Annotated in this window: 16 protein-coding genes and 1 tRNA gene; 5 read left to right on the forward strand and 12 right to left on the reverse strand. The window is 72.4% G+C overall.

Going from position 1 to position 19,335, the window contains the following annotated elements; genetic code table 11:
- Positions 1-329: 329 nt before the first annotated feature.
- From ACZ45Q_RS07710 to ACZ45Q_RS07740, 7 genes are all read right to left on the reverse strand, one after another.
- Positions 330-402, reverse strand: a tRNA-Ala gene (locus tag ACZ45Q_RS07710).
- Positions 403-513: 111 nt separating this feature from the next.
- On the reverse strand, positions 514-1,185 hold the full coding sequence (locus ACZ45Q_RS07715; RefSeq protein ID WP_468256405.1) for a histidine phosphatase family protein: 672 nt from the start codon (positions 1,183-1,185) through the stop codon (positions 514-516).
- On the reverse strand, positions 1,182-1,628 hold the full coding sequence (gene rsfS, locus ACZ45Q_RS07720; protein ID WP_468256408.1) for a ribosome silencing factor: 447 nt from the start codon (positions 1,626-1,628) through the stop codon (positions 1,182-1,184). The genes ACZ45Q_RS07715 and rsfS overlap by 4 nt, the downstream gene beginning before the upstream one ends.
- Before the next feature lie 78 nt (positions 1,629-1,706).
- Positions 1,707-3,560: an LCP family protein gene (locus ACZ45Q_RS07725; RefSeq protein WP_468256411.1), complete on the reverse strand. Its 1,854-nt coding sequence runs from the start codon at positions 3,558-3,560 to the stop codon at positions 1,707-1,709.
- Between the two features lie 16 nt (positions 3,561-3,576).
- Positions 3,577-4,275 (reverse strand): nicotinate-nucleotide adenylyltransferase, encoded by a 699-nt coding sequence (gene nadD / locus ACZ45Q_RS07730; RefSeq protein WP_468256414.1) that lies wholly within the window; start codon positions 4,273-4,275, stop codon positions 3,577-3,579.
- Between the two features lie 64 nt (positions 4,276-4,339).
- A complete protein-coding gene (locus ACZ45Q_RS07735) occupies positions 4,340-4,507 on the reverse strand; it encodes a hypothetical protein (protein WP_468256417.1) in 168 nt (55 codons plus the stop codon).
- Between the two features lie 121 nt (positions 4,508-4,628).
- Positions 4,629-4,793 carry a hypothetical protein gene (locus tag ACZ45Q_RS07740; RefSeq protein WP_468256420.1) on the reverse strand — a complete coding sequence of 55 codons (165 nt, stop codon included), beginning with the start codon at positions 4,791-4,793 and terminating at the stop codon, positions 4,629-4,631.
- A 125-nt stretch (positions 4,794-4,918) separates the two neighbouring features.
- On the opposite strand from ACZ45Q_RS07740, the gene ACZ45Q_RS07745 reads away from it, so the two are divergent.
- Positions 4,919-6,085: a M48 family metallopeptidase gene (locus ACZ45Q_RS07745; RefSeq protein ID WP_468256423.1), complete on the forward strand. Its 1,167-nt coding sequence runs from the start codon at positions 4,919-4,921 to the stop codon at positions 6,083-6,085.
- Positions 6,086-6,099: 14 nt separating this feature from the next.
- Here ACZ45Q_RS07745 and ACZ45Q_RS07750 read toward each other — a convergent pair whose 3' ends face one another.
- The 5 genes from ACZ45Q_RS07750 to proB all read right to left on the reverse strand — a co-directional run bounded on the left by ACZ45Q_RS07750 (position 6,100) and on the right by proB (position 11,147).
- Complete coding sequence (locus ACZ45Q_RS07750; protein WP_468256425.1) at positions 6,100-7,167, reverse strand: SCO2583 family membrane protein; 1,068 nt, start codon at positions 7,165-7,167, stop codon at positions 6,100-6,102.
- Positions 7,168-7,324: 157 nt separating this feature from the next.
- Entirely contained in the window at positions 7,325-7,891 is a 567-nt protein-coding gene (locus tag ACZ45Q_RS07755; RefSeq protein WP_468256428.1) for an SCO2584 family spore wall biosynthesis protein, read from the reverse strand.
- Between the two features lie 85 nt (positions 7,892-7,976).
- Positions 7,977-9,263, reverse strand: a complete 1,287-nt coding sequence (locus ACZ45Q_RS07760; RefSeq protein WP_468256431.1) for a glutamate-5-semialdehyde dehydrogenase — start codon at positions 9,261-9,263, stop codon at positions 7,977-7,979.
- Positions 9,264-9,347: 84 nt separating this feature from the next.
- On the reverse strand, positions 9,348-9,884 hold the full coding sequence (locus ACZ45Q_RS07765) for a hypothetical protein (RefSeq protein ID WP_468256434.1): 537 nt from the start codon (positions 9,882-9,884) through the stop codon (positions 9,348-9,350).
- A gap of 135 nt (positions 9,885-10,019) precedes the next feature.
- The gene (gene proB, locus ACZ45Q_RS07770) at positions 10,020-11,147 is read right to left on the reverse strand and encodes a glutamate 5-kinase (protein ID WP_468256436.1); all 1,128 of its coding nucleotides are present in this window, start codon (positions 11,145-11,147) and stop codon (positions 10,020-10,022) included.
- A 549-nt stretch (positions 11,148-11,696) separates the two neighbouring features.
- Between proB and ACZ45Q_RS07775 the strand changes: the two genes are divergently transcribed.
- The 4 genes from ACZ45Q_RS07775 to ACZ45Q_RS07790 all read left to right on the forward strand — a co-directional run.
- Complete coding sequence (locus ACZ45Q_RS07775; RefSeq protein WP_468256439.1) at positions 11,697-13,754, forward strand: hypothetical protein; 2,058 nt, start codon at positions 11,697-11,699, stop codon at positions 13,752-13,754.
- Between the two features lie 330 nt (positions 13,755-14,084).
- Positions 14,085-16,316: a bifunctional glycosyltransferase/CDP-glycerol:glycerophosphate glycerophosphotransferase gene (locus ACZ45Q_RS07780; protein ID WP_468256442.1), complete on the forward strand. Its 2,232-nt coding sequence runs from the start codon at positions 14,085-14,087 to the stop codon at positions 16,314-16,316.
- A gap of 491 nt (positions 16,317-16,807) precedes the next feature.
- Positions 16,808-19,114, forward strand: a complete 2,307-nt coding sequence (locus ACZ45Q_RS07785; RefSeq protein ID WP_468256445.1) for a bifunctional glycosyltransferase/CDP-glycerol:glycerophosphate glycerophosphotransferase — start codon at positions 16,808-16,810, stop codon at positions 19,112-19,114.
- Between the two features lie 102 nt (positions 19,115-19,216).
- Positions 19,217-19,335: sugar phosphate nucleotidyltransferase (locus tag ACZ45Q_RS07790; RefSeq protein ID WP_468256502.1), on the forward strand; the 119-nt coding region annotated here is incomplete at its 3' end.

Here is a 19,335-nt window from a genome sequence, read left to right on the forward strand (position 1 = left end):
GGACTTGGGCGACGTGCGCGGAACCACAGGAAGGGCAGCGGAGGCGAGTGGTCGTGTTCCGTGTCAACGCCACGTCGAGGAGGCCGTCGACCTCCTCGAGGATGCTCGCAGGCATCGCTACTCCCTCCCGTCGGGCCGCGCCCCCTTCCGGCCGTTTGATTCTGCCACGACCGGACCGACCCGGTCAGCGACGCCTCAGTACCAGTCCGGCCACGGCCCCCCGTGCGGACCTCCACCGAGGTATACGCCCGCCGGCGGCGGAGTGCTCAACGGAGGGCAACGAAAAATCCCGCCCCCCCTGAAGGGGACGGGATTCGTCCGTGGAGCTGTGGAGCTAAGGAGAATTGAACTCCTGACCTCTTGCATGCCATGCAAGCGCTCTACCAACTGAGCTATAGCCCCTGGCTTGTGTTCTTCCCGCTCGGCGGGGCGAACAAGAAGAACTTTAGCCTGCGACCTGCCGGAAAGTGAAATCGGGCTACCGGGCCCCGCGGGAGGCCCCGCCCGCGCCGCTCAGTCGTCGTCGCCGAGCACCGGCTCCGGCAGGGTGCCGGCGTTGTGCTCCAGCAGCCGCCAGCCGCGGACGCCCTCGCCGAGCACCGACCAGCAGCAGTTGGTCAGGCCGCCCAGGCTCTCCCAGTCGTGCGGGTCCAGGCCGAGGAGGCGGCCGATGGTGGTGCGGATGGTGCCGCCGTGGCTGACGACGACGAGCGTGCCGTCCTCGGGGAGCTTGTCCACGTGCCGCAGCACCACCGGGGCCGCGCGGTCGGCGACCTCGGTCTCCAGCTCGCCGCCGCCCCGGCGGACCGGCTCGCCGCGCTTCCACGCCGCGTACTGCTCGCCGTGGCGCTCGATGATCTCCTCGTGCGTCAGCCCCTGCCAGACGCCCGCGTAGGTCTCGCGCAGGGCCTCGTCGTGGGCGACGTCCAGGCCGGTGAGCGCGGCCAGCTCGGCGGCGGTGTGCGCGGCCCGCTTGAGGTCGGAGGCGACGATCGCGTCCGGCTTGAGGCCGGCCAGCAGCCGGGCGGCGCGGCGGGCCTGGGCGAGGCCGGCCTCGGTCAGCTCCACGTCCGTGGTGCCCTGGAAGCGGCGCTCCACGTTCCAGGCGGTCTGGCCGTGCCGCCAGAGGATGATGCGGCGGCCGCGGCCCCCGGCGCGGGCGGCGGCATCATCGGTGGTGCTCATCGCCACTCCCCGTCCGCCTGAGCGGCCTCCTCGGCGGCCTGCCGCTGGGCGTGCTCCTCGCCCTTGCCGCGGGTCGCCTTGGCGTCGGCGGGCAGCTCCAGCTCGGGGCAGTCCTTCCACAGCCGCTCCAGGGCGTAGAAGACCCGCTCCTCGCTGTGCTGGACGTGGACGACGATGTCGACGTAGTCGAGCAGGACCCAGCGGGCCTCGCGGTCGCCCTCGCGGCGCACGGGCTTGGCGCCCAGCTCCTTGCTCAGGCGCTCCTCGATCTCGTCGACGATCGCCTTGACCTGGCGGTCGTTGGGGGCGGAGGCCAGCAGGAAGGCGTCCGTGATCGACAGCACGTCGCTGACGTCGTAGGCGATGACGTCGTGCGCGAGCTTGTCGGCGGCGGCCTGGGCGGCCGTGTTGATCAGTTCAAGAGAGCGGTCGGTCGCGGTCACTACGAGGCTTTCGGTCGGCGGTCACTTGCCACCAAGGGTCTCACGACCGCCGACCACACCACGCGCGATTACTCTGCGCTACGACGACGGCCGGTAGTCCCGGCCCAGGACCACGGTGACGTCCGCGTTCGCGGTGACCTCGCCCTTGGTGACGGAGCCGTCGGGCAGGCCCAGGGTCTTGGCGACCTCCACGGCGTTCTCCTTGTCGGCGTCGTCGGCGTAGACGACCTCGGAGGCGGCCTGCGCGGCGGACGCGGTACCGCCCTGGAGGAAGGTGAAGCCGCCGTTGAGCAGGACCACGCGGGCCTTGCCGGTACTGGCCTCGTCGCCGGTGGCGTTGCGCACGGAGACGCTGACCGCGGCGTCCTTGTCGGGGCTGCTGGCGGTGCCGCCGAGCACGTCCTTGACGACGGAGGCGCTCGCCTCGGGGCTCAGGGTGCCGTCGTCCCGCACGGGCAGCAGCGCCGTCTCGTGGTCGCCGCCCTTGGCGAGGTCGGCGAGGGAGGCCAGGAAGGAGCCGAGGTCCTTCTCGGTCAGCGGCGGGTCGAGGATCAGCCCGAGGGTCTCGATCGTGGTGGTCGCGGCCTGCGGGTCCGAGGACAGCTTGCGCAGCACCCCTTGCAGGACCTGGCCGAACCTCTGGAGCTGCGCCTTCTGTGCCTCGCCGGAGCCGCGGTGGGTGGCGTAGGCGACGGCCATCTTGCCGCTGAGGGTCTGGTTCTCGCCCTTGCGGACCAGGGGGGCCGCGCCCTTGTCCCCGCCCTCCGGGTCCGGGACGTCCGTGTCGGTGTCGACCTCGATGTTGCCGACCAGGTCGACCAGGATCTCCAGGTAGGGGGTGTCCAGCCGCCAGGTGCCCTCGATGTCGGTGCCGAGCACGGAGTCCAGCGCGGTGCGGGTGGCGTCGGGTCCGGCCTCGTCGACCGTCTTGCCGAGCGTGCTGGCCGAGCCGTCGTCGGCGGTCAGGGCGAGGGAGTTGGGCAGCAGGACGGTGGTGCCGCGCTTGGTGGTGGTGTTGTCGACCAGCAGCGCGGTGCTGGTGCCGCCGCCGTCGGTGTCGTGCAGGTGGACGACGAGCACGTCCCGCTTCTGGGCGCCCGCGGCCGTCGTGCCGCCGGCCTTGTCCTCCGACGACGACACCCCGGGGAGCTTGCCCGCGTACCAGAGGTAGCCGACGCCGCCGACCGCGACGAGGGCCAGCACGACGGCCAGGGCGATGACACGCGCGCGTGCGCGCCGGCGGGCCTCCTCGCGGCGCTCGGTGCGGTTCTCGGTGAACTTCAGCCAGTCGATGACGTCCTCGGAGTCGGCGTCCGGCTCCTCGACGAAGGAGAACTGCTCGGTGCGGTACTCCCGCTCCTCGTTCCCGTACTCCCGCTCCTCGTTCCCGTACTCCCGCTCCTCGGTTCCGTACTGCGGCTGCTCGCCGCCGTGTGCGGGCTGTCCGTCGCCGTACTCGGGCCGCTCTGTCCGGTGCTCCGGCTGCTCGCCGCGCTGCCACCCGTCCGCGGCGGGGCCCTGCGGTTCCGCGGGCGGGCCGGCCTGCTGCGGGATGTAGGCGGTCTGCCCGGCGGTCCGGGGCTGCTGCCCGGTGGCCGCCGCGCCGCCGTACGGGTCGTCGTACGCGTGCGTGCCGGAGGCGTAGGGGTCGTAGCCGGACGCGGGGGGCTGCTGACCGGTGCCGTAGCCGCCGTAGGGGTCGTACGAGGGGGCGGGCTGCTGGGTGCCGGTGGCGTACGGGTCGTAGGCGTACTGCTGCTCGGCGTACCGCCCCTGCCCCTGCTGGGGCTGCTGTGCCCGCTGGTCGTACGGGTCGTACGGCTGTTGGGCCGGTGTCTGGCGGTAGACGGGCCGGCCGTACTCGTCGTAGCCGACGAGTTCGTACGGGGCGGCGTGACCGCCCCCGTGGCCCGCGTCGTATCGGTCGTTCACCGGTGCCCCTCTCGGCTCACTCGCCGCGGTACAGCTGCCGCTTGTCGATGTAGCGCACGACGCCGTCCGGCACCAGGTACCAGACGGGATCGCCGGCCGCGACTCTCGCCCGGCAGTCCGTGGAGGAGATGGCGAGCGCGGGCACCTCGACGAGGGAGACACCGCCCTCGGGGAGCCCGGCGTCGCTCAGGTGGTGGCCGGGCCGGGTGACGCCGATGAAGTGCGCGAGGGAGAACAGCTCCTCGCTGTCGCGCCAGGTGAGGATCTGGGCGAGGGCGTCGGCGCCGGTGATGAAGAACAGATCGGTGTCCGGGTTGAGCGCCCGCAGGTCACGCAGCGTGTCCACGGTGTAGGTGGGGCCGCCGCGGTCGATGTCGATGCGGCTCACCGAGAACTGGGGGTTCTCGGCGGTCGCGATGACCGTCATCAGATAGCGGTCCTCGGCCGCGGAGACCGCGCGGTGGCTCTTCTGCCAGGGCTGCCCGGTGGGGACGAACACCACCTCGTCGAGGTGGAAGAGGGCGGCGACCTCACTGGCCGCCACGAGGTGCCCGTGGTGGATCGGGTCGAAGGTGCCGCCCATGACGCCGAGGCGGCGCTTGCCCGACCGCGCCGGGCCGCTGCCGGGGCCCGCGCCGCGGCGGGCCGCCGCGTCGTGCCGCGGGCCGCTCGGCGTGCCGTTGGCCGGACCGGTAGGCATGTCCTGCTCTCCCATGCGTGCAGACCCTACCGGCCCGGCCCGCGGGCTCCGCCGGACAGGCCCTGGTTCCGGGCCGCGCTCAGCGGTCGCGGTTGAAGCGGGTGGTGATCCACAGCAGGAGCATCAGGATGACGAAGGCGCCGATGCCGGTGACGTAGGGGCTGAGGCTCTCGTGGTTGCCGCCGTGCCCCTCGCCGCCCTCGGCGGCGAGGGTGACCAACTGGGAAGCGGTGCTGGGGAAGCTCATCTTCGGCAGGACCTATCAGGTGTGGGCGGGATAAGGACGTCGGCTCATCGTATGCGGGCGCGATCCGGGCGATCACGCCGACTCCGCCATCGGGGACCGGCCGGGGAACCTTCCGACCGGCTCAGTCGTCCTTCCGCCTGTAGCCCCGGAGCAGGAACCACGCGGCCAGCACACAGCCCAGCACCATCACGATCAGGACGATCCGGAGCAGATTGCCCGCCCCTTGCTGCTCGGCGGCGGCCCTCGTGGCCTCGGCGAGCCAGGCGGTGCGGGTGGTGTGCTCCATGGCGCGGACTCCTTCGCTGTACTGCGTTTCCACGGTATAGCCGCCTAGGCTGGGCACTGCTTCGGGGGCACCAAGACCCGTCCAAGGGTTCGCAAAGGGCCATACAGACGCACCTGGGGGAAGACATGTCCGACGGCCACCAGCACAACGGGCACGAGCACGTGCCGAGCAGGCAGCGCAGGCGCTTCCCCGGAATCTCCTCGCGTGCGTACGAGCATCCGGCCGACCGCAGCGCCCTGGTGGCCCTGCGCAAGCTGAGCGGTTTCGACACGGTGTTCAAGGCCCTCAGCGGCCTGCTGCCGGAGCGCAGTCTCCGGCTGCTGTTCCTGTCGGACTCGGTGCGCGTCTCGGACCGGCAGTTCGCCCATCTGAACGACATGCTGCGGGACGCCTGCTACATCCTGGACCTGGAGAAGGTCCCGCCGATGTACGTCAACCAGGACCCGAACCCGAACGCGATGTGCATCGGCCTGGACGAACCGATCATCGTCGTCACCACCGGGCTCGTGGAGCTGCTCGACGAGGAGGAGATGCGGGCGGTCATCGGCCACGAGGTCGGGCACGCCCTGTCCGGGCACTCCGTCTACCGCACCATCCTGCTCTTCCTGACGTCGCTCGCCGTCCGGGTCGCCTGGATCCCGCTGGGCAACATAGCGATCATGGCGATCGTCACCGCGCTGCGCGAGTGGTTCCGCAAGTCGGAGCTGTCCGCGGACCGCGCGGGGCTGCTGGTCGGCCAGGACCTCCAGGCCTCCATGCGCGGCCTGATGAAGATCGCGGGCGGCAACCACCTGCACGAGATGAACGTGGACGCGTTCCTGGAGCAGGCCGACGAGTACGAGGCCGGAGGCGACCTGCGCGACTCGGTGCTGAAGATCCTCAACGTCCTGCCGCGCTCCCACCCCTTCACCACGGTGCGGGCCGCCGAGCTGAAGAAGTGGGCCGCCTCCCGCGACTACCAGCGGATCATGGACGGCCACTACCCGCGGCGCGAGGAGGACGGGGACGCCTCGGTCCGGGACTCCTTCCGCGAGTCGGCGTCCAGCTACGCCACGTATGTGCGCGACTCCAAGGACCCGCTGATGAAGCTGGTGAACGACATCGCCGGCGGCGCCGGGGACCTCGGCGAGCGGGTGCGGCGCGGCTTCGGCGGCTTCACCGGCACCCAGCCGAGGCCGCCGAAGACCGACGGAGGCGACGGCACCGACGGCACCACCGGGAGCGACGGCCCGGGCCGCAGCGGGGGGTCCGACGAGCCCGGCGGCACGGGCGACGGGCGCGGCCCGGCCTGACGGCCCGCGTGGGATCACACGGCCGGCTGGGCGCCGTCCGCCAGGGTGCCGCAGAGGGCGGTGACGCCGGCCGTGGCGTAGGGATCGGTGCCGGCCGGGCCGCCCTCCTCGGCGGTCTGCCCGGCGAGCAGCGGGCGCAGCATGTCGGCGGCGTCCTCGGCGCAGGAGAGCGGACCGGCCCGGACGGAGGAGAGGACCAGCCGCGTCTGGTGCAGCCGCAGGTCGTCCCGGTCGAAGCGGAAGTGCAGCTCGCGCCGGACGGTGAACAGCGACGCGTCGGCCCGGTCGTCACCGGCGGGCCGCAGCGCGTAGACGACGGTGTGGTCGGTGACGACCTCCAGGGTGGAGGCGTCGCTCTCCGCGGCCCGCAGGGTCCCCCGGACCCGGATCTTGTCGTCGGCCAGCTCGGTACGGGCGGGGTCGAACCGCACCAGCCAGCCGGTGGGCGCGTGCCGCCCGTCGCCGGCCGGCCGGTCGAAGCTCGCGTCGAACTGTTCGAGCTGGTCGGGGGCGAGCAGGGCGCGTACGGGCTCGATCGCCCCGCCGATGACCACCTCCGGGTCGACCGCGGAGCGGAGGATGTAGCTCCGGGCGGTGGTGAGGGCGTTGGTCACCTGCTCGTCGGTGAAGTGCGCGGTGCTCCGGCCGTCCGGCAGCGGCACGCCCTCGGCGCCGACCAGGAATTCCGCGGCCGGGCTGTGCGCGTACAGGCGGCCGGCGTCGGCGGCGCCGGGGACCGGGCCCCGCGGGGCGAGCGGGACGACGGTCGTCCGCAGGGGCTGGGCGGCCTGCTGGGCGGTGGGGCCCTGGGCGGGGTGGCGCATGCCCATGTAGACGGCGGTGCCGAAGGCCATGGCGATCAGGACGACGAGGATCAGCGCCTGCCGGGACAGGCCCGGCCGCCCCGGCGCACGGCGGCGGACGGCGGGCGCGTGGTCGCCCAGGCGTTCGTCGGCGGAGGACTCCCGGAGGCGGGCAGCCCGGACGAACGATTCGTCGAAGACGACGGATCGGTATTCGTCCTCGCCGCCTCCCGGGCCGCCCTCGGGGACCCCGTCAGGCGGGTCCGTAGGCCCTCCCATGACTTCAGGGTAGGTCGGCGGGGGCTGCCGTAAACGCCGTGCTTCCCGACAAGTTCTGACAGGTCCTCACCAAGTCCGGGTACCGGTTGCGGGGCTGTGAGAGGGGCTGTCCCGGGGCCTGTCCGAGAGGCCGCACGAAGGGGTTCCGGCGGGCCGTTCAGGGGCTGTGCGGGATCACGGGAACGGCCGGCTGGGAGTAGTCGGCGGAGGCCGAGGGGGTCCCCGGTCCGCCCTGTTCGGGGCCGGTCGAGGCGGGCGGCGGGACCTGGTCCCGGTCGCTGTCGGCGGACGCGCCCCGGTAGACCGCGGCGAAGGCCAGCGCGACCATGCCGACGCCCATCACGAGGGCGAGCATCCAGGCGACGGGCCGGTGCCAGCGGACCTGCTTGCCGTAGGACGCGGGGGCGCCGTACGGCCGGTCGAGGGGGTCGACGTCGTCGTCGAAGCCGTGGTCGTCGGGATCGTGGCCGAAGTCGCCGTACCCGTCGTCGTAGCGCTCGCCCCGGGCGCGGGCGCCGCGGGCCTCCGCCTCGGAGGCCTCCGCTCTCGCCTGCGCGGCGGCCAGGAGGCGTTCGACGGCGGTCGGCTCGTGCACCGCTGCCGCGCGTACGAAGGCCTCGTCGAAGACCACGGAGGCGAACTCTTCGTCCGACACCCCGCGGTCGTGGTCGTCGTCGGGCTCCCAGCCGTCAGGAAACGGCGTGCCCCCCACGTCCTCCGGCACGGATCCAGAGTAGACCTGGGGGGTCATTTTGGGCAGACGGTAGGGAAATTCATCCGCCGGCCGAGACGCCCTCGCGGGCGGCGTCTCAGCGCCGTACGTGCCCGTCGCCGGTGACGATGTACTTGGTGCTGGTCAGCTCCGGCAGGCCCATCGGACCGCGGGCGTGCAGCTTCTGCGTGGAGATGCCGATCTCGGCGCCGAAGCCGAACTGGCCGCCGTCGGTGAAGCGCGTGGAGGCGTTCACGGCGACGGTGGTGGAGTCGACCAGCTGGGTGAACCGGCGGGCGGCCTGCTGCGAGGTGGTGACGATCGCCTCGGTGTGCCCGGAGGTCCACAGCCGGATGTGCTCGACGGCCTTGTCGAGGGAGTCCACGACGGCGGCGGCGATGTCGTACGACAGGTACTCGGTCTCCCAGTCCTCCGGCGTGGCCTCGACCACGCTCGCCCGGGAGTCCTTGGCGTAGGCCATCACCCGCTCGTCGGCGTGCACGGTGACACCGGCGTCGGCGAGGGCCTCCAGGGCACGGGGCAGGAAGTCGGCGGCGATGTCCTGGTGGACCAGGAAGGTCTCGGCGGCGTTGCAGACGCCGACCCGCTGGGCCTTGGAGTTGATCAGGATCTCGACGGCGGTGTCGAGGTCGGCGGCGGCGTCGACGTAGACGTGGCAGTTGCCGGTGCCGGTCTCGATGACCGGGACGGTGGACTCCTGGACGACGGTGTTGATCAGGGAGGCGCCGCCGCGCGGGATGAGCACGTCGACCAGGCCGCGGGCCCGCATCAGCTCGCGGACGCTGTCGCGGCTCTCGCCGGGCACCAGCTGGACGGCGTCGGCGGGCAGCCCGGCCCCGCCCACGGCGTCGCGGATCACCCGCACCAGCGCGGTGTTCGACCGGTACGCCGAGGAGGAACCGCGCAGCAGCACGGCGTTGCCCGACTTCAGGCACAGGGCGGCGGCGTCGACCGTGACGTTGGGGCGGCCCTCGTAGATGATGCCGACCACTCCGAGCGGGACGCGGACCTGTCGCAGGTCGATGCCGTTGGGCAGGGTGGAGCCGCGGACCACCTCGCCGACCGGGTCGGGCAGCGCGACGACGTCCCGCACGTCGGAGGCGATGGCCCGCACCCGCTCCGGGGTGAGCGTGAGCCGGTCGATGATCGCCTCGGAGGTGCCGGCCTCGCGGGCCCTGGCGACGTCCTGGGCGTTGGCCTCGACGATCTCGCTCGTGCGGACCTCGAGGGCGTCCGCGACGGCGAGCAGCGCGTCGTCCTTCGCCGCCCGCGGCAGCGGCGCGAGGTCGGCGGCGGCGGCCTTGGCGCGGTAGGCGGCCCGGGTGACCGGGGACATCGAGTCGTACGGCGAGAGCGTGGTCATGAGGGAAGGGTAGTGCGCCGGGCGGGGCGGTCCACGCGGTGTTCCACACGGCGAGACGGGCGGAAGAGGTGCTCGGTGCGGGTGTCAGAAGGGGTGGACGCCGACCGGAGTCGCCGGTGCCGGGCCGTAGCCCGCCGAGATGCGCTGGTGGTAGGTGGCGCGGTCGATGACCTCCAGGCCGACGATCTCCCAGGGCGGCAGACCGGCGCTGCGGCGGTGCTCGCCCCACAGGCGCAGGGCGACGGCGGCGGCGTCGTGCAGGTCGCGGGCCTCCTCCCAGTAGCGGATCTCCGCGTGGTCGGCGGCGTACCGGCTGGTCAGCAGGAACGGGTGGTCGTGGGCGAGCTGCTCCAGCGCGCGCCGCACCTCGCCCAGCGGGGCCCGCGCACCGGACACGCTGAGGGTGACGTGCCACAGGCGGGGCGCGTCCGCGGGGTCGGCGGTGTCCTCGTCCGGGCGGCGCTCACCGGCCGAGACACTCGTCAGGGCGCGCTCCCCGCCGGGCGCCCGCGTGCCCGGGGCACCGCGGGAACCGGTCCCCCGGGGCCCGGCACCGCGGGATCCGGCGGCACGGGATCCGGCACCACGGGACGCTGCCGCGCCCGGGCGCACTCGTGTCACGGCGGCCTCCTCCAGTGCTCACCACCGCCCGGCCGGGGGCCGGGCCTGTCCCTGAGACAAAGTTGAGCAGGCCGCGGACAATCTCGTGGTGGTTTTGCGGAACGTCCACCGCCGGTGCGGGGACGTTTCCACCCATTACGGGTGCAGGATCACCAGATCGTCCCTGTGTACGACCTCGCGTTCGTACGCGGGTCCGAGTTCGCGGGCCAGTTCCCGGGTGGAGCGGCCGAGCAGCCGGGGCAGTTCCTTGGCGTCGAACGTGACCAGGCCGCGCGCCACCGCACGTCCCTGCCCGTCGCGCAGCTCCACGGGGTCGCCCGCGCTGAACTCGCCCTCGACGGCGGCGATCCCGGCCGGCAGCAGGGACTTGCGGCCCTCGACCACCGCCCGCACCGCCCCGTCGTCCAGGGTGAGGGCGCCCTGCGGGGTGGAGGCGTGCTGGAGCCACAGCAGCCGGTCGGCGGACCGCTTGCCGGTCGGGTGGAAGTAGGTGCCGGTGTCCTGGCCGGTCAGGGCGTCGGCGGCGTGCACCGCGCTGGTCAGCACCACCGGGATGCCCGCGGCGGCGGCGATGCGGGCCGCCTCGACCTTGGTGACCATGCCGCCGGTGCCGACACCGGCCTTGCCGGCGCTGCCGATCTCGACGTCGGCCAGGTCGGCCGGGGAGCGCACCTCGGCGATCCGGGAGGTGCCGGGCTTGCTCGGGTCGCCGTCGTAGACGCCGTCGACGTCGGACAGCAGGACCAGCAGGTCGGCCCGGACGAGGTGGGCGACGAGGGCGGCCAGGCGGTCGTTGTCGCCGAAGCGGATCTCGTCCGTGGCGACGGTGTCGTTCTCGTTGACGACCGGGAGGGCGCCCATGGCCAGCAGCTTGTCCAGGGTGCGCGAGGCGTTGCGGTGGTGGGCGCGGCGGCTCATGTCGTCGCTGGTCAGCAGCACCTGGCCGACGCGGACGCCGTAGCGGGCGAAGGAGGCGGTGTAGCGGGCTACGAGCAGGCCCTGGCCGACGCTGGCCGCGGCCTGCTGGCGGGCCAGGTCCCGGGGGCGGCGGCGCAGGCCCAGCGGGGCGAGGCCGGCGGCGATGGCACCGGAGGAGACGAGGACGACCTCGCGCTCCCCGCCGCTGCGCACCTTGGCGAGCACATCGACGAGCGCGTCGACCCGGTCGGCGTCCAGCCCGCCGGACGCGGTCGTCAGCGACGAGGACCCGACCTTGACGACGATCCTGCGGGCCTCGCCCGCGGCCTGCCTTGCCCCTGTCACCTGCGCTGTTCCCCTCATGTCCGTCCGGGTGCCCCGTACCGCAATCTACGCGAGGGCGGACGGTCGCCGCGCGCGAGTTCCAGTGCGCGGACAGCCCCGGCCGGGCCCCCGTCCGCGCGTCGGCCCGCGCTCCGCCCGGCCAGCGGCCCCTGCCCGTCCCGGGCCGGCCGCAGGAGAACAGCCGGACGCAACCCGCTCGAAGAACCCGGCCGAGCCCGGGCCAAAGCCGGGCTCCGGCCCGGGGCGGCCCGACCGAGCCGATCAGAACCCCGGGCGGCCCCGGCCGAGCCGAACAGGCCCTCGGGCGGCCCCGGCCGAGCCGATCCCCCAGCGCCCCCGGCCGAGCCGATCGGCCCCCGCGCAGAACCCGGCCGCCCCCACGCCCCGCCCGCACGGAGCCCGCCCGCCCCCCCCACGAACCCCGGTCGGCCCACCCCAGTGCCCCCTAACACCCCCCACCCCCCACACCCCCCAGACACGCGCGTGTCGTCCGGAGGTGGGCGGGCGTTAACCCGGACGCCCCCCTGCGACAACCCGGGAGTGACCGCAGTGCCCGTACCTTCCCTCCGCCGGCGGCAGACCGCCGGGAAGCTGATCGTCCTGGGCGTCCTGGCGGCCGCGTGCACCGCGCAGGCCGTCGGTGCGCTGCTGCCGCACGTCCCGCTGCTGCTGGCGGCGACCGTCGCCTCCCTGGCCGCGGAGGCCGTGCTGTACCGCTGGCAGCGGGGCATGGCGTCGCTGTTCGCCAAGTCGCAGGCGGACGTCACCGTGCGGCACGTACTGCGGGACCTGCTGCTCGTGGTGGGGCTGCTGAGACTCGGCGAGCAGCACCGCGAGTCGGCGTACGCGCCCCTCGTCGCCGGGCTGCTGGCGTTCTACGCGCTGCACAGCGCGATCCAGGCGGCCTCCGTCCTGGTCCGGCGCACCCGCACGCTCCCGGTGCTGACCCGGAACATCGACGCGTCGGCCCTGCGGCTGTCCCCCGCCCCGCCCGTGCTGCTGCGCCGCCCCGGGCACCGGCTGGCGGTGTTCGGCCTGCCGGCGACGGCCGGGCTCCTGGCGACGGCGGCGGCCGACGCCCCGCTGTACGGGGCGGCGGGCCTGGCGCTGTCCCTGGCCCTCGCCCTGGCCGGGCTGGCCGCGCTGCTGCTGCGGCTGCTGCCGGGGCGGCGGCCGGCCGGCGAGCAGGAGGTGCTGGAGTGGTTCGAGGCGTGGCTGGCCCGGTACCGGCCGACCGTCGGGCTCTACTTCTCCGGCGGTGCCTCCTCGGCGTACCAGGCGAACATGTGGCTCCAGCCGCTCGCCGCGCTCGGCGGCCGGCCGCTGATCGTGCTGCGCGAGCGGTTCATGATGCAGAGGATCGCGGAGACGGACGTCCCGATCGTGTGCCTGCCGAAGGTGTCGACGCTGATGCGCCTTGAGCACTCCACCCTCCAGGTGCTGCTCCACCCGTCGAACTCCGGCAAGACCTCGCAGGTGCTGCGCATCCCCACGATCAAGCACGCCTTCGTCAACCACGGCGAGAGCGACAAGCTGTCCTCGTGCAACCCGTACGCGAAGGCGTACGACGAGGTGTGGGTGGCCGGTCCGGCGGCGCGCGAGCGGTACGCGCTGGCGGAGGTCGGCGTCGAGGACAAGGACGTCGTGGAGATCGGCCGTCCGCAGCTGGACGCCGTACGGCCGTACGCGGGTCCGCCGGCGGGGCCGTACACCACCGTCCTGTACGCGCCGACCTGGGAGGGCTGGGACGGCAACCCCGGCAACACGTCGCTGACCGCGGCCGGCGAGAACCTCGTACGGGCGCTGCTGGCGGACCCCGGGGTGCGGCTGCTGTACAAGCCGCACCCCCTGACGGGTTCGGTGGACCCGCGGGCCAAGACCGCCGACCTGCGCGTCCGGGAACTGATCCGGGCGGCGAACCGGCAGCGCGGCGGGCCGCGTCCGAACCCCTCGGCGGCGGCCGAGCGGGACCGGCGGGCCGCCGAGCTGGACCGGCTGACCGCGGCGGAGTTCCGGGCGGCGGCCGACCAGGTGGAGCGGATGCTGCGGCAGCCGGCACCGCCCGCCGGACGCGCCGAGCGGGTGGCGCGGGCGACGGCGGCCTGGGAGGAGGCGTACTGGGCGGCGCTGCCGGCCTGGGAGCACCAGGTCGTCACCGACGCCCGGCCCGCGCTCTACTCCTGCTTCGACGCGGCCGACCTGCTGATCAGCGATGTGTCGAGCGTGATCAGCGACTTCCTGGCCAGCGGCAAGCCGTACGCGGTGACGAACACCGGAGGGCTGACGGAGGAGGCGTTCCGTGCGGCGTTCCCGACCGTGGCTGCGGCGACCGTGCTGACGCCGGACGCGGGTGGGGTGCCGGGGCTGCTGGAGGCGGTGCGGCATCCGGAGAAGGACGACCTCGCCGAGGCGCGGGCCGCGCTGGCCCGGCGGCTGCTGGGGCCGGCCGAGCCGTCGTCGCAGGAGCGGTTCGGGGCGGCGGTGCGGGCGCTGGCCGCGGCGGCCCGGGAGCACCGGGCCCGGATGGCGCGGCGCGGGCCGGCCGGGCTTCCGGGGCAGCGCCGCACGGCCGCATCCGCGCCCCCGGCGGCACAGGCACCGGCCTGAGCGTGCCGGGGCGGGCCGCCGCCCCTTCTGTCACATCCCTGTCACGGATCGACCGACCCGCGGTGCCGCCGCGTGCGGCCCCGTCGGCATGCGCCGGAAAACCGCGTGCAACGGATCACAGGAAAAGGCGCATTCGGGCTCTTCAGGCCGGTCATGGCACCGGGCGGCGGTCCGCCGGCCGGGCATCACCGCACTCATGGAAACTTTATTTGAATACCTTACGCTGAGGCGTCGGCAGGCCATGCTCCATACCCATGCTCCGTGCCTTTGCCCAGAACGCGCCCCCACACCCGCCCGGCCCTTGGTCCCGCTCTCGGAACAGGTGTAAGGATGCCCAAGCTCTCTCTCGTCGTCCCGGTGTACAAGGTGCAGGCCTACCTGGCCGAGTGTCTGGACTCCATAATCGGGCAGGATTACGCGGACTTCGAGGTCATAGCGGTCGACGACTGTTCTCCGGACGGGTCAGGGCGAATCCTCGACGAATACGCGCGACGGGACCCGCGCGTTCACGTGGTCCACCTCTCGGAGAACGTCGGCCTGGGCCGGGCGCGCAATGCGGGGCTCGAGCGGGCCCAGGGCAAGTACGTGATCTTCCTGGACAGCGACGACACCCTGGCGGACGGCGCCCTGACGGCGATGTCCGAACGTCTGGACTCCACCGGGGACCCGGACATCCTCGTCTACGACTATCTGCGCACCTACTGGAACGGCACGAGCCGGCGCAATCAACTGGCGCACCTGCTGAGCGCCGACGGGCCGGACTCCTTCTCCCTGGAGGACCGGCCGGAGCTGCTCGACCTGCTGCAGATCGTGTGGAACAAGGCCTACCGGCGGGACTTCATCGACCGTGTCGGCCTCACCTTCCCGCCCGGCTACTACGAGGACGCCCCCTGGACGTTCTGCTCCCTGATCAGCGCCGAGCGCATCGCCGTGCTCGACCGCGTGTGCGTGCACTACCGGCAGCGGCGGGAAGGGGGGAACATCCTCAAGACCGTCAGCCGCAAGCACTTCGACATCTTCGACCAGTACCGCCGTGTGTTCGACTTCCTGGACGCGCACGAGGAACTCGCCCAGTGGCGCGGCCCGTTGTTCCGCAAGATGGTCGACCACTACCTGACCGTCCTGGAGCGTCCGGGCCGTCTGCCGCAGAACGCGAAGGCGGAGTTCTTCCGGCGCGCCTCGGCCGACTACCGCGCCCGTCTGCCCGAGGGCTTCGCCCGGCCGACGGACAGCCGCGGCGCCAAGTACGCGATGCTGGAGCGGGGAACGTACCCGCTCATGGCGGCCACGCTGCGCACGGCCGGGCTCCGCCAGCAGGTCAGGAAGCACGCCCGATCGGCCGTCAACCGGTCCAAGCGCAAGGCGATGCGTGCCCTGTACCGGTCCCAGCTGCGGATGCCGCTGGACGACGGCCTGGCGGTGTTCGCCGCCTACTGGAGCCGTGGCGTCGCCTGCAACCCGGCGGCCATCGACCGGGAACTGGCCCGTCTGGCACCGCACGTCCGCCGGGTGTGGGCGGTACGGCCGGATCTGGTGGACCAGGTGCCCGACGGGGTGGAGTACGTGCGCGTGGGCTCACGCGAGTACTGGACGGCCGTGGCCCGTGCCAGATACCTGGTCAACAACGTCAACTTCCCGGACTCCGTCGTGAAGCGCGAGGGCCAGATCCATGTGCAGACGCACCACGGCACGCCCCTGAAGACCATGGGCCTCGACCAGCGGAAGTACCCGGCCTCCACGAACATGAGCTTTTCCAAGCTGCTGGAGCGGTGCGACCGGTGGGACTTCAGCATCAGCGCCAACCGGTTCTCGACCGCGGTGTGGGAGCGGGTCTACCCCTGCTCGTACACCACGCTGGAGACCGGCTACCCCCGCAACGACGTCCTGGTCCGCGCGACCGCCCGGGACGTGCGCGAGGCCCGCGCCGCGCTGGGGCTGGCCGAGGGCACCAAGGCCTTCCTGTACATGCCGACCCACCGCGAGTACCAGCCCGGCTTCACCCCGCCCCTGGACCTCGTCCGGTTCGCGCGGGAACTCGGGCCGGAGGTGACCCTGATGGTGCGCGGTCACTACTTCTACGGCAACTCGCCGCACCTCGCGGACCTCCAGCGCACCGGCCGGGTCGTCGACGTCTCCGGGCACCCCCGGGTGGAGGAGCTGTACCTGGCCGCCGACGCGCTGGTCACGGACTACTCCTCGGCGATGTTCGACTACGCCGTGCTGGACCGGCCGATCATCAGCTACGTCCCCGACTGGGAGATCTACTCCGCCGTGCGCGGCACCTACTTCGACCTGCTCCAGGAACCCCCCGGCGCGGTGGCGACGGCGCAGGAGGAACTCCTGCGGCTGCTCACCTCCGGCGCCTACGACAGCGAGGAGACGGCCAAGCGCCGGGACGTCTTCCGGCGGCGCTTCTGCGAGTTCGACGACGGGCACGCGGCCGAGCGCGTCGTGCGGCGGGTCTTCCTGGGCGAAGAGACGCTGCTGCCCGTCGTCCCGTTCGACGAGCGTCCCAAGCCGCCCACCCCGGCCGAGGCGTTCGCGGCGGGCGAGTCGGCCTGACGGGGTCGATTTCCCCGGGAATTCCACGGACGAAAAGCAGGGAGTGACCGCCGCCCCGAATTCTTCACCGAATCCCCTCGGCTTCGAGGATTCACGGGTGTTCTCGCGGGGCGGCGTGATCGGCCCGGCCGCGGAACTCGCCGGCGTGCCGGGCCGCCGGCCCGGCACGAACGCGACAGCCTCGTCTCCGGACGGCAACATCTGCGTCAAGTTTCCGAACCAGGACCGGGCTTCTCGCGAGCGAAAGGTCACAGTCTCCCCGCCCGCCGCCCTGCGGACCCCGAGCTCCCGGGCCTGTGTACTGCCGGTTTGACCGCGAGCATCCGACTATGTCAGGACAACCTGTCAGGGCTGGCCGAACAGTCTTCCAGCGGGCGTACAGTACGCTTCTCCAAACGTTAACCTGCACTTCTTGTGCCTCTCGCGGTCCCGCGGCGGCGGCCCGCCGCGGGACGCGGTTGAGCCTGATCAACAGTCCAGGAGCCCCAAGCATGACCGTTGCGAATGGAAGCACTTCGCCGAGGATCAGCGTTGTCGTACCCGTTTACAAGGTCCAGGGGTACCTTCGCGCGTGCTTGGATTCCATTCTTTCGCAGTCGTTCGGTGATTTCGAGATCATCGCGATCGACGACTGCTCGCCGGACGCCTGCGGCCGCATTCTCGATGAATATGCCGCTCTGGACAACCGCGTCATACCCGTCCATCTGGAGAAGAACCAGGGCATAGGCAAGGCGCGGGACGCCGGTGCGCTGAAGTCCCGCGGCGACTACATCCTGTTCCTGGACAGCGACGACACTCTCGCCGAGGGCGCGCTCCAGGCGATGGCCGACCGCCTCGAGGCCACCTCCGACCCGGACATCCTGCTCCTCAACCACGTCCGCACGTACTGGAACAACCGCGTCCAGCCGAGCGCCGCCGGCGAGATGCTCGCCGCCGCGGGCACGGACGTCTTCACCGCGCTGGAGCGTCCCGAGTACCTCACGATGTTCGCGGTCGTGTGGAACCGCGCCTACCGCCGCGACTTCTACGTCGAGAAGCACAACTTCACTTTCACCGACGGCATCTACGAAGACGCACTCATGGTCTACAAGACCATGCTGACCGCGGACCGCATCGCCGCCACCGACCACGTCTGCGTCGAGTACCGCCAGCGCCGCCAGGGCAACTCGATGCGCACCCCGGGGCGCAAGCACTTCGGGATCTTCCAGCAGTACGCGCGGCTCTTCGAGTTCCTCGACGAGCGCCCCAACCTGGAGCCCGTGCGCACGCTGATGTTCGAGCGCATGGCCAGCCACTTCCTGTTCACGCTGGCCCGCGAGGACCGCATCGTCCCCAAGGACCGGGCGGAGTTCTTCAAGCTCGCCTCCGCGCAGTACCGCCGTCTGAAGCCGCAGGGCTTCGTGGTCCCCGAGGGCACCCAGGGCACCCAGTTCCAGCTCCTCGACCGCGGCTCCTACAGCGCGTACGCGGCGCTGATGTTCGCCGCCAACACCCGCCGCCAGGTCGTGCAGCGGGCGGCGAAGGCCCGCACCAAGCTGGGCAAGGCCGCCTACAACCGGCTCTACCGGATGCACCTGCGCCGCCCGGTGGACGAGAAGCTCGCGGTGTACGCCGCCTACTGGAACCGCGGCGTGGCGTGCAACCCGGCGGCCATCTACCACAAGGCGAAGGAGCTCGCGCCCGACGTCCACGGCGTCTGGGTGGTCAAGCCCGCCGCGGTGGAGACCGTTCCGCCGGGCGTGGACTACGTGGTGGCGAACTCCCCGCGCTACTGGGAGGTCATGGCCCGCGCCAAGTACCTCGTCAACAACGTCAACTTCCCCAACGACATCGTCAAGCGCCCGGAGCAGGTCTACCTCCAGACCCACCACGGCACGCCGCTCAAGCAGATGGGGATCGACCAGCAGAAGTTCCCCGCCGCCGCGAAGAACATGAGCTTCCACAAGCTGCTGGAGCGGGCCGACAAGTGGGACCTGAGCCTGACCTCCAACCAGCACTCCACCGAGATCTGGGAGCGGGTCTACCCCTGCGCGTTCGAGGCGGTCGAGTTCGGCTACCCGCGCAACGACGTCTACTTCCACGCCTCCGCCGAGGACGTGGCACGGATCCGCGGTGAGCTGGGCATCGAGCCGGGCAAGACCGCCATCCTGTACTGCCCGACGGTGCGCGACTACCAGAAGGGCTACGTGCCCCGGATCGACCTGGAGCGGTTCTGCCGCGAACTCGGGCCGGACCACGTCGTCCTGGTGCGCACCCACTACTTCTACGGGGCCGACCCGCGGCTCGAGGCGCTCCAGGAGCGCGGTCTGATCAAGGACGTGTCGCGGTACCCGGTCGTCGAGGACCTCTGCCTGGCCGCCGACGCGCTGATCACCGACTACTCGTCCATCATGTTCGACTACGCGTGCCTGGACCGGCCGATCGTCACCTACGCGGACGACTGGGAGGTCTACAGCCGCGCCCGGGGCGTGTACTTCGACATCCTGTCCGGCCGGCCGGGCGAGACTCCCGGGGCGACCGCCACCAGCGAGGACGAGCTGATCGAGGTGTTCCGCTCCGGCGCCTGGAAGAGCGAGCGCGCCACGGAGCTGCGCGCCGCCTTCCGCGAGCGGTTCGTGCAGTACGACGACGGGCACGCGGCCGAGCGCGTGGTGCGCCGCCTCTTCCTCGGCGAGGAGCCGAACCCCGCGGTGCTGCCCCTGGACGAGCGCACGCCGGCCCCCGCCCCCACCGCGCTCACGGCCCGCATCGTGCGGCAGCGGACGGGCGAGAGCGGACTCGTCGACGTCGACGCGTGACCTCCGGCCGTTCCCCGAGCGGAACGGCCGGACCCACCGGTCCGCGGCGGACTCCCCGAAGCCACACCAGCGTTCAGCACCTCGAAAGGCCCAGGCCGCTCCATGCCTTCCCCCATCCGCAAGGCCGTCATCCCCGCAGCGGGCCTCGGTACCCGGTTCCTGCCGGCGACCAAGGCCACTCCGAAGGAGATGCTGCCGGTCGTCGACAAGCCGGCGATCCA

This window comes from Streptomyces sp. NPDC031049 (assembly GCF_055571015.1).

Bases quoted from the DNA above. Each gene is read 5' to 3' on its own strand.
- ACZ45Q_RS07715 (WP_468256405.1), bottom strand. From the start codon at position 1,185: ATGAGCACCACCGATGATGCCGCCGCCCGCGCCGGGGGCCGCGGCCGC.
- nadD (WP_468256414.1), bottom strand. From the start codon at position 4,275: ATGGGAGAGCAGGACATGCCTACCGGTCCGGCCAACGGCACGCCGAGC.
- ACZ45Q_RS07735 (WP_468256417.1), bottom strand. From the start codon at position 4,507: ATGAGCTTCCCCAGCACCGCTTCCCAGTTGGTCACCCTCGCCGCCGAG.
- ACZ45Q_RS07740 (WP_468256420.1), bottom strand. From the start codon at position 4,793: ATGGAGCACACCACCCGCACCGCCTGGCTCGCCGAGGCCACGAGGGCC.
- ACZ45Q_RS07745 (WP_468256423.1), top strand. From the start codon at position 4,919: ATGTCCGACGGCCACCAGCACAACGGGCACGAGCACGTGCCGAGCAGG.
- ACZ45Q_RS07750 (WP_468256425.1), bottom strand. From the start codon at position 7,167: ATGGGAGGGCCTACGGACCCGCCTGACGGGGTCCCCGAGGGCGGCCCG.
- ACZ45Q_RS07760 (WP_468256431.1), bottom strand. From the start codon at position 9,263: ATGACCACGCTCTCGCCGTACGACTCGATGTCCCCGGTCACCCGGGCC.
- ACZ45Q_RS07780 (WP_468256442.1), top strand. From the start codon at position 14,085: ATGCCCAAGCTCTCTCTCGTCGTCCCGGTGTACAAGGTGCAGGCCTAC.
- ACZ45Q_RS07785 (WP_468256445.1), top strand. From the start codon at position 16,808: ATGACCGTTGCGAATGGAAGCACTTCGCCGAGGATCAGCGTTGTCGTA.